The 13,261-nt window shown below is 71.3% G+C and carries 13 protein-coding genes; 8 read left to right on the top strand and 5 right to left on the bottom strand.

Annotated elements, in window-relative coordinates:
- The first annotated feature begins 6 nt into the window (after positions 1–6).
- From BN2660_RS10325 to BN2660_RS10310, 4 genes are read left to right on the top strand one after another with little or no spacing between them, the layout of a single operon-like run.
- Entirely contained in the window at positions 7–987 is a 981-nt protein-coding gene (locus BN2660_RS10325; RefSeq protein WP_091231260.1) for an aldo/keto reductase, read from the top strand.
- A gap of 17 nt (positions 988–1,004) precedes the next feature.
- Positions 1,005–2,000, top strand: coding sequence for an alpha/beta hydrolase (locus tag BN2660_RS10320; RefSeq protein ID WP_091231256.1), 996 nt, complete (start codon positions 1,005–1,007; stop codon positions 1,998–2,000).
- Complete coding sequence (locus BN2660_RS10315) at positions 1,997–2,980, top strand: alpha/beta hydrolase (protein ID WP_091231252.1); 984 nt, start codon at positions 1,997–1,999, stop codon at positions 2,978–2,980. Before BN2660_RS10320 ends, BN2660_RS10315 begins: the two co-directional genes overlap by 4 nt.
- Positions 2,977–4,221 (top strand): multidrug effflux MFS transporter, encoded by a 1,245-nt coding sequence (locus tag BN2660_RS10310; RefSeq protein WP_255305113.1) that lies wholly within the window; start codon positions 2,977–2,979, stop codon positions 4,219–4,221. Before BN2660_RS10315 ends, BN2660_RS10310 begins: the two co-directional genes overlap by 4 nt.
- Here the strand turns inward: BN2660_RS10310 and BN2660_RS10305 are convergent.
- The gene (locus tag BN2660_RS10305) at positions 4,202–4,732 is read right to left on the bottom strand and encodes a hypothetical protein (protein ID WP_091231247.1); all 531 of its coding nucleotides are present in this window, start codon (positions 4,730–4,732) and stop codon (positions 4,202–4,204) included. The genes BN2660_RS10310 and BN2660_RS10305 overlap by 20 nt on opposite strands.
- Positions 4,733–4,797: 65 nt before the next feature.
- Here BN2660_RS10305 and BN2660_RS10300 point away from each other — a divergent pair, with 65 nt between their 5' ends.
- The gene (locus BN2660_RS10300; protein WP_091231244.1) at positions 4,798–5,382 is read left to right on the top strand and encodes a TetR/AcrR family transcriptional regulator; all 585 of its coding nucleotides are present in this window, start codon (positions 4,798–4,800) and stop codon (positions 5,380–5,382) included.
- A 144-nt stretch (positions 5,383–5,526) separates the two neighbouring features.
- Positions 5,527–7,503, top strand: coding sequence for a primary-amine oxidase (locus BN2660_RS10295; protein ID WP_176697162.1), 1,977 nt, complete (start codon positions 5,527–5,529; stop codon positions 7,501–7,503).
- A gap of 61 nt (positions 7,504–7,564) precedes the next feature.
- On the opposite strand, the gene murQ is transcribed toward BN2660_RS10295, so the two are convergent.
- Together murQ and BN2660_RS10285 are read right to left on the bottom strand one after the other, a co-directional pair.
- The gene (gene murQ / locus BN2660_RS10290; RefSeq protein ID WP_091231241.1) at positions 7,565–8,503 is read right to left on the bottom strand and encodes an N-acetylmuramic acid 6-phosphate etherase; all 939 of its coding nucleotides are present in this window, start codon (positions 8,501–8,503) and stop codon (positions 7,565–7,567) included.
- Complete coding sequence (locus BN2660_RS10285) at positions 8,493–9,440, bottom strand: BadF/BadG/BcrA/BcrD ATPase family protein (protein ID WP_091231238.1); 948 nt, start codon at positions 9,438–9,440, stop codon at positions 8,493–8,495. Before BN2660_RS10285 ends, murQ begins: the two co-directional genes overlap by 11 nt.
- Before the next feature lie 86 nt (positions 9,441–9,526).
- On the opposite strand from BN2660_RS10285, the gene BN2660_RS10280 reads away from it, so the two are divergent.
- Positions 9,527–10,381 carry a MurR/RpiR family transcriptional regulator gene (locus BN2660_RS10280; RefSeq protein WP_091233523.1) on the top strand — a complete coding sequence of 285 codons (855 nt, stop codon included), beginning with the start codon at positions 9,527–9,529 and terminating at the stop codon, positions 10,379–10,381.
- Between the two features lie 18 nt (positions 10,382–10,399).
- Here the strand turns inward: BN2660_RS10280 and BN2660_RS10275 are convergent, their stop codons facing one another.
- On the bottom strand, positions 10,400–11,506 hold the full coding sequence (locus BN2660_RS10275; protein ID WP_091231234.1) for a DUF998 domain-containing protein: 1,107 nt from the start codon (positions 11,504–11,506) through the stop codon (positions 10,400–10,402).
- Positions 11,507–11,640: 134 nt separating this feature from the next.
- Between BN2660_RS10275 and BN2660_RS10270 the strand changes: the two genes are divergently transcribed.
- Positions 11,641–12,597 (top strand): AraC-like ligand-binding domain-containing protein, encoded by a 957-nt coding sequence (locus BN2660_RS10270; RefSeq protein ID WP_091231232.1) that lies wholly within the window; start codon positions 11,641–11,643, stop codon positions 12,595–12,597.
- Positions 12,598–12,661: 64 nt separating this feature from the next.
- Here BN2660_RS10270 and BN2660_RS10265 read toward each other — a convergent pair whose 3' ends face one another.
- Positions 12,662–13,054, bottom strand: a complete 393-nt coding sequence (locus BN2660_RS10265; RefSeq protein ID WP_091231229.1) for a hypothetical protein — start codon at positions 13,052–13,054, stop codon at positions 12,662–12,664.
- Positions 13,055–13,261 lie beyond the last annotated feature (207 nt).

Genomic DNA, 13,261 nt, shown 5'->3' with positions numbered 1-13,261 from the left:
TCACCCATGACATCCGCTTCCCCGCACCGGGCACCCGTCCTCCCGCGCCGCGAGATCGGCCGCAGCGGCATCCATGCGTCGCTGTTCTCGCTCGGGTCCTGGCACACCTACGACCGGATGCCGTTCGAAGACGCCGTCGCGATGCTCCGCGAGGCCGTCGACCGGGGCGTCAACCTGTTCGACGTGGGCGTGTACTCCGCCCCCGGAATGCCTCCCGTGTTCACCGACGTCATCTTCTCAGGCATGGTCCGCGCCGCGGGCCTGCGCCGTGACGAGTGGCTGCTCTCGTCCAAGCTCTGGCTCGAGGCCTTCGGCGCGGCCGGCTTCCGGCCACAGCTCGAGACCGCTCTCCTCCGCGTCGGGGCCGAGCACTCCGATCTCGTGATCCTCGGCGACCTGCGTCGGGACGATCTCGACCTGCGGGACCTCGTCCTCGACCTCGCCCGGCTCGAGGACGCGGGCCTGATCCGCGCGTGGGGAGTGAACAACTGGTCGGCGTCGAGCATCCAGGCGCTCCTCGACATCGCCGCGCGCGAGGGCGTCGCCGGGCCGCAGATCGCGCAGCTGAAGTACAGCGTGTCGCGGCGGTCGATCCCCGACGGCGCTCCGTTCGCGCGGCTGTGGGAGCAGGGGCTCGGTCTGCAGGCGTCGGATTGCCTCGAGGGCGGCCTGCTCGCCGGCAGGACCCCGGGTGAGCGCCAGGTCGGCCGGGACCCGGGCGACATCCGGGAGCGGATCATCGCCGACGTGCCGGCGTTCTCCGAGCTCGCATCGAGTCTCGACGCCTCGCCCGCGCAACTGGGGCTGGCGTTCACCCTCACTCACCCCGCACTGACCACGACGCTGTTCGGTTCGTCGCGGATCGACCAGCTGCGCGCGAACCTCGACGCGGTGGACCTCGTCGACCGCGTCGGCGCCGCCGAGCTGCGGCGCCTCGTCGAGCCGTTCTGGGCCGATCGCGACGCGGTCGATCCCGAAGGCCCCTGACCCCGCTGAGGAGAACCATGACCATCGCCACCGGACGCCCGACGCTCACGCCCGTCCCCTTCGACCCCGAGGTGCAGGCGGTCCTCGACGAACTCGCGAGGAACCCCCAGCCTCCGCTCACGCGGGAGACACTGCCCCGGATCGGCACGGACACCATGTTCCCCGACGACGACGCCGTGATCGCCGGCCGAGCGATCGACGCCGAGGACCGGGTGATCCCGGGACCCGACGGCGCCCCCGGTGTGGAGATCACGATCTTCCGCCCCCGGGACAGCGCCGGGGAGATCCTGCCCGCCTTCCTCAACATCCACGGCGGCGGGATGATCGTCGGACACCGCTCGTGGGAGACCGCGCGCGTCGTCGACATCGTCGACGAGCATCGGGTGCTCGCCGTGAACGTGGAGTACCGGCTCGCTCCGGAGGACCCGTTCCCCGCGGGAGTGGAAGACTGCTACGCGGCCTTCGTCTGGCTGCACGAGAACGCGGCCTCGCTGGGGGTCGATCCCGATCGCATCGTCGTCGGAGGCGGCAGCGCGGGCGGCGGGCTCGCCGCAGCCGTCGCTCTCATGGCGCGCGACAGGCAGGGTCCGCGGATGCTCGGCCAGCTCCTGCTGTGCCCGATGATCGACAACACGAACTCGACGGTGTCGAGCCACCAGTACGACGGCATCGGCACCTGGCAGCGCGACATGAACCTGCTCGCCTGGTCGTGCGTGCTCGGCGACGATCTCGCCTTCAGCGAGGACGCCCCGGCCTACGCCGCACCCAGCAGGGCGGCCGACCTCTCGGACCTCCCGCCCGCGTACATCGAGGTCGGCGAGGCCGAGACGTTCCGCGACGAGGACACGGAGTACGCGTCACGCATCTGGGCGACGGGAGGACAGGCCGAGCTGCACGTGTGGGGCGGGGGCGCGCACGGCTTCGACATGTACATGCCGGGGGCCGAGATCACGCGCGCGGCGCTCGCAGCGCGCGCGTCCTGGCTGCGCCGCATCTGGAGCGTCGGGCGATGATCGCGCCCCGCCCGGTGCCCTACGACCGCGAACTCGTCGCCGGGCTCGAGGCCTTCGTCTCGGCGGTCGAGGTGATCCCGCTGCGCGCCGACACCATCCACGCGAACCGCGACCATTTCGCGGCCCTCATCCCGGCCATCGACGCCCAGGCGGCAGGGAGGGCCGTGACCTGGGAGGACCGGACCATCCCCGGCCCGCACGGAGCCCCGGACCTCGAGGTGACGATCGTGCGCCCCGAGCGGGCGCGGCCGGGCCTCGCACCGGCGGTGCTGTCGATCCACGGCGGCGGCATGGTGCTCGGCACCCGCTTCTTCGGCACCGGCGAGCTCATCGACCTCGCCGAACGCCACGGCGTCGTGGGCCTCGCGGTCGAGTATCGACTCGCTCCCGAGCATCCGGGGCCCGCCCAGGCGGAGGACTGCTATGCGGCACTGGAGTGGATGGCGGCGCATGCCGACGACCTCGGGATCGATCCGACCCGGATCGTCGCCTCGGGCATGAGCGCGGGCGGCGGACTCTCCGCCGCCGTGGCGCTCCTGTCACGTGACCGCGGCGGCCCGCGGCTGGCCGGCCAGCTGCTCGGGTGTCCGATGCTCGACGACCGCAACGACACGGTGTCGAGCCGCCAGTACGACGGATTCGGCGCGTGGGACCGCACCAACAACGACACCGCCTGGGATGCCATCGCCGGGCAGGATCGGTTCTCCGACGACTTCTCGCCGATCGTCGCTCCCGCCCGCTCCCGAGATCTGTCCGATCTCGCCCCGGCGTTCATCGAGGTCGGCGCGGCCGAGACCTTCCGCGACGAAGCGGTCGACTACGCCCGGCGGATCTGGGCCACCGGGGGCCGGGCCGAGCTGCACGTGTGGGCCGGCGGCTACCACGGCTTCAGCGGCTTCTCGCCGGACGCCGAGGTGTCGAAGGCGTCGATCGCCGCCCGCGAGAGCTGGCTGCGGCGAGTGCTCCTCCTCGACGGATGAGCACCCCTCATTCCGGTTCGCTCGACGAGCCAGGACGACCGCGCCGACGTATGGGCACGCTGCACGCGATGCTCGTGCTCGGGATGCTCGAGGCCTTCGGCCCCCTGTCGATGGACCTGTACCTCCCTCAGCTCCCCCAGCTCGCCGAGGCGCTCGACACCTCTGACGCGCTGGGGCAGGCCACGATGTCGGCGTGCATGATCGGGCTCGGACTCGGGCAGCTCATCGCGGGCCCGCTGAGCGACCGCCTGGGCCGGCGCCCGCCCCTGCTCGCGGGCGTCGCCCTGTTCGCCGTGCTGTCAGTGGTCTGCGCCGTCGCACCGACGATCGAGGTGCTGCTCGTCGCGCGGTTCCTGCAGGGGCTCGCCGGATCGGCGGGCATCGTGATCTGCCTCGCGATCGCGCGCGACCAGTTCGAGGGCATCGAGCTGTCGCGGATGCTGTCCCTGCTCTTCCTGGTGTCCGGCACCGCGCCGATCGTCGCGCCGGTCGTGGGCGGTCAGCTGTCGCGCGTCATGGACTGGCGCGGGATCTTCTGGGTCCTCGGCGGCATCGGTCTCGCGCTGCTCGTCGTGGTGATCGTCGCGGTTCCCGAGACGCTCGATCGCGACCGTCGGCATGGCGGAGGGCTTCGCGTGCTCGCCGGGCATACGAGAGCGGTCGCGCGCGACGGGCTCTTCGTCGCGGTCCTGTGCGCGGGTGCCGCGAGCGGAGTGGCGTTCTTCACGTACCTGTCGATGTCGTCGTTCGTGCTCCAGGACGAGTTCGGCCTGAGCCCGCAGACGTTCAGCCTCGCGTTCGCGGCGGGTGCGCTCGCGAGCATCGCGGGAGGACAGACGAGCAGACTGATCGTGCGACGCTGGGGGCCGCTGCGCGTCTACCTGGGAGGCGTCACGGCCACATTCGCGGCGACGACCGTGCTGCTCCTGATCACCATCGCCGGGTGGGGAGTCGAGGGCGTGGTCGCCGCACTGGTCGGGTTCATGCTCTGCGCGGGGGTCGGGGGGCCGAACGGGCACACCCTCGCGCTCGCGCGCCATGACTCCAGAGCCGGCACCGCATCTGCCGTCCTGGGGATGTCGTCGTTCCTCATCGGCCCGCTCGTCGCGCCCGCGGCCGCCGGCATCGGCGGCGCATCGGCGATCACGATGGCGACGACGATGGCGGTCTCGGCGGGCGTGGCAGCCCTCATCGCGTGGACGGTCGTGCGTCCGGCCGGACTCAGAGCCCCAGGCACATGACGGCGACACCGCCCGCCATCGCCCAGGACTCGATCGCGAGCAGGCGGGCGGCGCGTCCCCGATGCGCGGGACCGACGATCCATTCGGCGACGACGGTCCAGAGAACGACGCCGATCACCCCGACGATCACCAGCGCCGACAGGACGCCGGAGAGGCCGTGACCGTGGTGCCCGGCGGTCTCGCCGACCGCCGGGCCCGCCGACAGGCTCTCGAACGAGCAGATCGCCATCACGAGAGAGACCAGGGCTCGGTGGCAGCAGGTCGCCGCGGAGGCCGTGCCGCGCACGCCGAGCGTGCCGAGCATCGCCGAGACGAGCAGCACGACGCCGAGGATCAGCCCCACCATCGCGTCACCGTGGGTCGCGGCGGTCGCGAGCATCGCGGCCGCCATCACGAGGGCGGTCTGACGCCCCTGCCACGGCACCGCGCGCCACGCCGCCACGCACGCGGCTGCCGAGACGACGGCGGCCGTCGCCATCAGCCACGATGCTGCGGGGAGGAGATGATCCACCTTCGCATCATATTGATCAACCGCTCAAAATAGCCAGACCCCGTCGGATGCGGCAGGATGGGCGCGTGCCCCGCGTCGTCGATCACGATGAGCGCCGCCGGCAGATCGCCGAGGCGCTGCTCGTCGTCGCCGCCCGCGACGGGCATGAGAACGTCTCGTCGCGTGCTGTCGCGAAGGAGCTGGGCGTTGCGACCGGTGCCCTGTGGCACTACTTCGACGGTTTCGACGACGTCGTCCGCGCGGCCGCCGCGGAGGTCACCCGCCGCACCGACGAGCGCATCGCGGCGGCGACCACGGGCCTCCGGGGGCTCGCTCGTCTCGACGCCCTCATGCGGGAGGTGCTCCCGGTCGACGACCGCACCCGCACCGAGGCGCGCGTCGTCGTCGGCTTCTGGGGACGCCTGGCCGCGATCGCTCCCGTGCCGGATGCCGGTGCGCCGACTCTCGCGACCTGGCAGGAGAGCATCCGCGAGGCACTGTCCGAGGCGATCGCCGACGGTGCGCTGCGCCCGGACACCCCGATCGACGCACTCATCGCGCTCCTGCGCGCCATCACGTACGGGCAGCAGGTCGTCGAGGTCACCGAGCCGCAGGACGCCGCCTCGCACCTCGCGGTGCTCGAGAGCATCCTCTCCCCCTGGCGGACCTGACCGCTCCCCCGTTGCACGGCGCCGGGTCGCGTCCGGTGCGCGTCCGTCGACCTCGAACTCCGCCCTTGTGCGGTGCCGCTCCGCCGTCGTACCATCGTGCCGACCCTTTTATTGAGCGATCGCTCGAAATAGTGAGGTACGACGATGTCCCATCCGCAGCCCGTCTCGATCGACCCGATCGCGACCCCGCATCCGCTCGACCCGCTCACCGGACCCGAGATCGCGGCCGCCCGCGCGGTGCTCGCCTCGGCGGGCCTTCTCGGCGAGACCGTGCGGGTGCCGATGCTGCTGCCCGACGAGCCGACCAAGCAGGAGCTCGCGTCCTGGGCGCCCGGCTCCCCGATCGACCGCCGAATCGATGCCACCCTGCTCGACGTCGCCACGGGCGTCGCGACCGAGGTCGTCGTCTCGATCACGCGCGGCGAGGTGCTCCGCGCGGAGCGCGTGCCGAACGACGCGCCGCCCTATGGCCAGCCTCAGTACCTGTTCGAGGAGTACGAGCGCGCCGAGGCGATCGCCAAGGCGTCCCCGGAGTGGCAGGCGGCCATGACGCGCCGCGGGCTCGAGGAGCACATGGCCCTGGCCTTCTGCGGCCCGCTCGCCCCGGGGTACACGGGCCGTGCCGACGAGGTCGGACGCCGCGTCATCCGGTCGCTCACCTTCCTCGCATACGACGAGCAGGACTCCCCGTGGGCGCACCCCGTCGAGGGCCTGGTCGTGCACATCGATCTGACGACGAACAGCGTCATCCGCATCGACGACGAGGGCGACGTGCCGGTTCCGGCAGGTCACGGCAACTACTACCCCGAGACGCAGGGCGCGGCGCGCACCTCTCTGAGGCCTATCGAGATCACCCAGCCCGAGGGGCCGAGCTTCGCGGTGAGCGGATCGCTCGTGGAGTGGGAGAAATGGGCGATGCGCGTCAGCTTCAACGCCCGCGAGGGGCTCGTGCTGCACGACGTGTCGTTCGACGGCCGCTCGGTGCTGAGCCGGGCCAGTGTGCCCGAGATGGTCGTGCCCTACGGCGACACCGCGCCCGGGCGCTTCTGGATCAGCTACTTCGACGCCGGTGAGTACCTTCTCGGCAAGAACGCCAACCATCTGGAGCTCGGCTGCGACTGCCTCGGCGTCATCCGGTACCTCGACGGCTACGTCGCCGACGACCACGGCAACCCGGTGCGCATCCCGAACGTGATCTGCATGCACGAGGAGGACTACGGGATCCTCTGGAAGCACACCGATCTCTCGGGGCGGTCGGACGTGCGCCGCTCGCGGCGCTTCGTGATCTCGTACTTCTCGACCATCGGCAACTACGACTACGGCTTCTACTGGCACTTCTACCTGGACGGATCGATCGAGGTCGTCGCCAAGGCCACCGGCATCGTGTTCGCCGGCGCCGGCGAACCGGGCGTGCGGCAGAAGCACGCGACGGAGCTCGCGCCGGGGGTGTTCGCCCCCGTGCACCAGCATCTGTTCTGCGCGAGGCTCGACGTGGCCATCGACGGCGAGGACAACCGACTCGTCGAGGTCGATGCGCAGCGCATCCCGATGGGGCCGGACAATCCGTTCGGCAACGCCTTCACGTGGTCGGAGACGCCGCTCGCGACCGAGAGCGCAGCGCAGCGCGACGCGGACTCCTCGGCCGCCCGCGTCTGGGAGGTGCAGAGCGCCTCGCGCACCAACCACGTCGGGCGCCCGACGGCCTATCACCTGATCCCCGAGCCGACCGCGCTGCTCATGGCAGACCCTGCGTCCTCAGTGGCCGCGAGGGCGGCCTTCGCGACCAGGCACCTCTGGGCGACGCAGCACGAGCCCGGTCAGCTGTGGCCGGCGGGACGCTATCCGAACGCGCATCAGGGCGGCTCCGGCCTGCCGGAGTACTCGGCGGGCGACCGGTCGCTCGACGGCGAGGACATCGTGCTGTGGCACACCTTCGGCCTCACGCACTTCCCTCGCCCCGAGGACTGGCCGATCATGCCGGTCGACTACGCCGGCTTCTGGTTCAAGCCCTACGGGTTCCTCGACCAGAACCCCGCGATGGACGTGCCGGAGTCGTCACAGGCTCACAGCACTGCGGACTCCGGATGCTGCGGCGGCGGCGCCTGCAGCTGCGCACACTGATCCACGGCCTCGCCTTCCTCCCCGACCACCCGGTCGGGGAAGAAGGCGGCGAGCGAGCCGTTCACGACAGGCTCGCGATGGCGTTCCGCAGGATGCCGTCGGCGTCTGCGAGCGCGGTCGCCGCGGCATCCGCCGATGCCCCCGTCGCGAGGATCAGCAGTGCGAGCTTGACCGACCCGCTCGCGGCGGCGAGCGCGGCCGATGCCTCGTCGATCCCGACTCCCGCGAGCTGCGTGACCGTTCGGATGGACCTCGCGTGCAGCTTCTCGTTCGTCGCGAGCAGATCGACCATGACGCCCTGGTAGGTCTTGCCGAGCTTGATCATCGACAGCGTCGTGAGCATGTTCACGACGAGCTTCTGCGCGGTGCCGGATTTCAGACGCGTGGAGCCCGAGATGAACTCCGGGCCGGTCACCACCTCGATGGCGATGTCCGCGACCGCTCCGATCTCGGAACCCTCGTTCGACGCGATCGCCACGGTGAGCGCGCCCTCGTCGCGGGCGAAGCGGAGTCCGCCGACGACGTAGGGGGTGCGCCCCGACGCGGAGATGCCGACCACGGTGTCCCGCTCCGAGAGACCGAGCTCGCGCAGTGATGCGGCCGCCGCGTGCAGATCGTCCTCGGCGTTCTCCACCGCAGACCTGATGGCCGTCTCTCCGCCGGCGATGAGACCCACCACCATCGACGGATCGGTGCCGAAGGTCGGCGGGCACTCACTCGCGTCGAGCACTCCCACCCGGCCCGCTGTTCCGGCGCCGATGTAGATCAGTCGCCCGCCGCGTCGGAAACGGTCGGTGATGCCGTCGACGGCGGCGGCGATCTCGGAACCGCGCTCCCCGACCGCGGCGGGGACTCTGTGGTCCTCCTCGTTCATCCGTCGCACGAGCTCCTCCGTGCCGAGCAGATCGAGGTCGCCCCGGTCGGTGGTCGACGCCTCGGTGCCGAGCGAGGAGAGGACGTCGAGAAGGGAGGTCAATCGGGCGGTGTCATCATTCGGCACGGTGCACGAACCTTTCGTGAGGGAGATCGGAGCGCTCGGCGAGCAGGCGCGCGCCGTCCAGCGCATCGCCGACGGAGGGGACGACCACGAGACCGGCAGCATGCAAGGAGGCGCCGAGTCGGTCATGGAACCAACGGTGGTCGGTGAGGCCGCCGTGCAGGGCGACGGCGGGGTTCTGAGCGGATGCCGCGGCCGCCGAGCTCTGAGCGGATGCCGCGACCGCCGTCGCCGTGAGGAGTCGGACACCCTCTGCCGCCGTCTGCGCCGCGACGTCGTCGCCGGACGCCGCGGCGTCGAGGACGAGGGGTGCGAGCGTCGCCAGCCGCCGCGCCAGAGCGTCGTCCTGCGCCAGCCACGCCTGTACGGACGACACGTCGCCGACCGGGTCGCGCAGGGCCTCCGTCAGCGCCGTCGACGGCCCGAGTCCGGCCGCCGCGCGGAGCACGGCGCGCAGCGCCTCCCGCCCGAGCCACGATCCGCTGCCGAAGTCGCCGAGCTCGGGTCCCCATCCGTCGACCAGCGCTGCGTCGTCGGGCGTGATCCCCAGGGCGGCCGCTCCGGTTCCGGCGATGAGCAGGACGCCCTGTCCCCCGTCGAGCGCACCGGCGTGCGCGGACACCACGTCCGAGGTGACGACCACGGGAACACCGGCCTCGGTCGCGAGCCGCCGAGCGAGGTCTGCCGCGGCACGGGGTGCGGCCCAGGCTCCGGCCGCCCCGACGGCGATGGCCTCCGGTGACGCGTCCTGAGCGTCCGAGGCGCGGACGGCGTCGAGCGCGGGCCGGATAGCCGCGAGGGCGGCCTCGACCCCCTCGGCGGCCGCGAGCCCCGGCGCCCCGACGCCGTCGTGGGCGACCCGAAGGCGGGGGCCGGCGACCACCGCCCGGCAGCGCGATTTACCGAGGTCGACGGCGAGGACGAGGGGCGGAACAGGCATGAAAATAGTCTACGCACGCACGGGACGCTGTGAAAGAATTGTTCATCGACCGAGAATCGACGCACCGAACCGGGCATGAGGAGATCATGAGCATCCAGACGACGATCGCCGCCGCCGCCGATTCGCTGCCGCCGTCGCTCGCCCGCATCGCGCGGACGATCGCCGACGATCCGTCGCTCGTGGTCGACAGCACGATCACCGAGATCGCCACGACGTGCGCGACCTCGGTCGCCTCGGTGGTCCGCTTCTGCCGCGCCGTCGGGGTCGAGGGCTACGCCGCACTGCGCATGATGCTCGCGACCGAGCTCGGCCGCGAGTCCGCACAGTTCACCGCCTCGTCGGGCTTCGGCTCCGAGATCGCGGCCGCCGACACACTGCGCGAGGCCGCCGCGAAGGTCGCCGCTCTCGAGGTCCTCGCGATCGAGGAGACCATCGCCGACCTCGACGAGAAGTCGCTCGCCGCGATCGTCGACGCCATCGACGGCGCCGACCGCATCCTCCTGTTCGGGATCGGCGCGAGCAGCCTCGCGGCATCCGACCTCGGTCACAAGCTCCTCCGGATCGGACGCACCGCCATCGTGCTCTCCGACGCCCACGAGGCGAGCGCAGCCGCCGCGCTCGGTGCCACCAGGACCGTCGCGATCGGCTTCTCGCATTCGGGGACGACCCGCGAGACGCTGCACTTCCTGCGCACGGCGCGTTCGGCGGCCGGCACGACGATCGGCGTGACGGGCTCCGCGGGCTCGCCGCTCGCGGCCGAGGCCGACCACGTGCTCGTCACCCATGCCAGGGAGCCGCGACTGCGCGCCGGGGCGATGGTCAGCCGGATCGCGCAGCTCGCGCTCGTCGACGTCCTGTTCGTCGGCGTCGCGCAGCGGCGGTACGCGCATACCGTGCACGCCCTGCAGCGCACATCCGACGCCGCCCGAGCGCTGCGCTGACCGCCTGCGCCCACGCTCTCAGGCGGGCACGAGCTCGTGCCGGCGCTCCGGCCCCACCGACCCCGCGGTGCGGAGGAACACGATGATCCAGCTGAAGATGAGCACGGCGGCGATCAGCTCGACCGCGGTGAGGTTGTAGTAGCCGACGGCGAAGAACGCCGCGAGCAGCACGATCACGAGCACGTACGCCCAGCCGAACGCGACGAAGACCCGAGGGATGCCGCGCACGAACCACGGCAGGCCCACGACGATGACCGCGAAGGCCACGACCATGCCCGACGCGACCGTGTTGTGAAGGAGGAAGAAGTCGTCGACGGGGAAGATCCCGACGCACGCGAGGAAGATGCCCATGAGGATCAGCCCGCCCCGCACGATGAAGCGCCCTCGCCGGTCGATCGGGTCGTCGACGGGCAGCCCGGCCGTCGCATAGCGGGCGATGGTCGTGACCATGACGCCCGCGATGATGAGCGTGACGTTGAAGGCGAGCGACGCGCTGTTCGTGCTCATGCCCAGGGCCGACAGGTTGTCGCGCCACCAGTGGATGTCGCTGGAGGCGAGCATCGCGGCGAACGCACCCACCACCAGGAAGACCGCGAGCACCAGCGACAGCACCATCGGGGTGAGCGCGACCGAGCTGAGGAAGGTCACGTAGGCGGTGACCGCGAGCGCCACCGCGACGAGCACCGCACCCGGAAAGGGGAACACCGGGGCATCGGTGAAGCTGCGCTCGAGCAGTTCGGCGATCCCCAGCCAGCCCAGATACGCGATCGCCGCATGCGCGAAGGCGATCGCGGCGAGGTCGTACCAGCGCAGGCGGTCTCCGGGGACGCTGAATCCGTCGCGGGTGCCGTCCGGACCGATGACCTGCGGTCGCGCCGCCACCCGCCCGAGAGCGAACGAGAGCACGGCGGTCACCGCACCCCCGTAGGCGGCGAACGAGCCGATCGACCCCGCACCGCTGATCGCCATCTCGCGCCCCCAGAAGACCGGGAAGCCGATCAGGAAGCCGACGATGAGGAACAGCGCCCCGACGATGAGCGCGGTGGCCTCGATCACCGCATCCGAGGTGTCCGGCCCGCGCAGCTGCCGCAGGACCTGCATGACCTTCTCGCCGACAGCTCTCATCGCGTGTCCTCTCCGGAACAGCACTCGCCTTCTCCGCACATCCTAGGAGGAGCACCGCTCCGACGTCGTCGGTGATAGCATCGCGGAACGGATCGTATACAACGTCGTCGTTCCACCACCCGAGGTGATCAGTCATGAACGGTGCACCCGCTGCTCCCGCCGAATCGGTGTCCACGCTCGTCGCGCGCAATATCAGCGACTTCCGCGCGGCCGTCTCCGAGTCCTTCGTCCCCCTGCAGGTGTCGACCGCGGGTCCCGACCATTTCCGCGGCGTGATCCGCGGCGCGTCCGTCGACGAGGTGCACGTGACCGAGGTGCGGGCGACGTCGCATGTCGTCGAGCGCACCCCCGAGCTCATCGCCCGAGGAGACAGGTCGTACTTCAAGCTGAGCCTCATGCTCGCCGGCACCGGCATGCTGATCCAGGACGACCGCGAAGCCGTGCTCCAGGCGGGCGACCTCGCCGTGTACGACACCGATCGCCCGTACTCACTCGTCTTCGACGACGACTTCCGCACCATGGTGGTGATGTTCCCGAAGCACCTCATCAGCCTGCCTTCCGACATGGTGGGGCAGCTCACGGCGGTGCGGATCTCCGGCCAGGGCGGGCTCGGCGGCATGGTCGTCCCCTACCTCACGCAGCTCGCCGGAAACCTCGACCAGCTCGCGGGCACCACCGGCGCACGACTCGCGCACAGCGCGCTGGACCTCGTCACCACCGTGTTCACTCGCGAGCTCGGCCTCGACGAGGTCTCCGCCGACCCGCACCGGGCGCTGGTGCAGCGCATCCGCTCGTACATCGACCGCAATCTCGCCTCGACCGACCTCGGTCCGGCGACGATCGCGTCGGCGCATTTCATCTCGACCCGCCACCTGCACGGGCTCTTCCAGGAGCAGGGCGTGACCGTCTCGACGTGGATCCGCACGCGTCGCCTCGAGCAGTGCCGCCGCGACCTGCTCGATCCCATGCTCGCCGACCGGCCCGTCGCGGCGGTCGCCGCACGCTGGGGCTTCGTCGATGCGGCGCACTTCAGCCGCGCGTTCAAGTCGGCCTTCGGCATCTCGCCCAGCGAGTACCGCGGCGCGCACTGAGCACGCTGCCCTGGGCCCCGAGCCAGGGGGCGTGCGTCAGGGAGTGTGCGTCAGGGAGTGTGCGTCAGGGGATGTAGACCGGCGGATCGAACATCGTGCCGCCGTAGAGCAGCTGCACCGCGATGAAGCCCGGCAGCGACATCGCTGCGACCAGCACCGGCGCGAGCGCGAGGCTCGGCAGCCATCCGCGCCGGCCGCCGTCACGGAGCGCGAAGACCAGGCCGACGGTGACCAGCGCGTGGAACACGAGCACGGGCACGAGTCCCACAGTGAAGCCCCAGCCCTCCATCGACGACCCGGCGGTGAGCGCCTTCGACTGCTCGCTGAACTGCTCCTCGTACGACATGCCGCACCTCACCCATGCCAGGGCGAAGAAGACCACGCCGAAGAACACGGATGCCGTCCAGGCCACCGCCTTCACGCCGGTCGACAGGGGCGGCAGGGGTTCCGTGCGCATGCCTCATCATGGCATCCGCCTCGCGTCCGGATGATCGCGTCGCACGCACCCCGCCCGCGCTCTTGCCCGGGAGGGCACGCCGGTTGACTGTCGGCGCGGGATGGCCGCGCAGACCTTGAGCGGATGCCGAGCCCGGCCGGAGCATGAGGCAAGCGCACCGCGAGGAGGCGGTGCCCGGAGCGAGGACGCTCCGCCGCATGCGACGTC

Origin of the sequence: Microbacterium sp. 3J1, from assembly GCF_001049495.1 — a bacterium.
Taxonomy (GTDB): domain Bacteria; phylum Actinomycetota; class Actinomycetes; order Actinomycetales; family Microbacteriaceae; genus Microbacterium.
The sequence above is the reverse complement of the archived record's forward strand: the minus strand, read 5'-3'. Positions and strand labels throughout refer to the sequence as shown.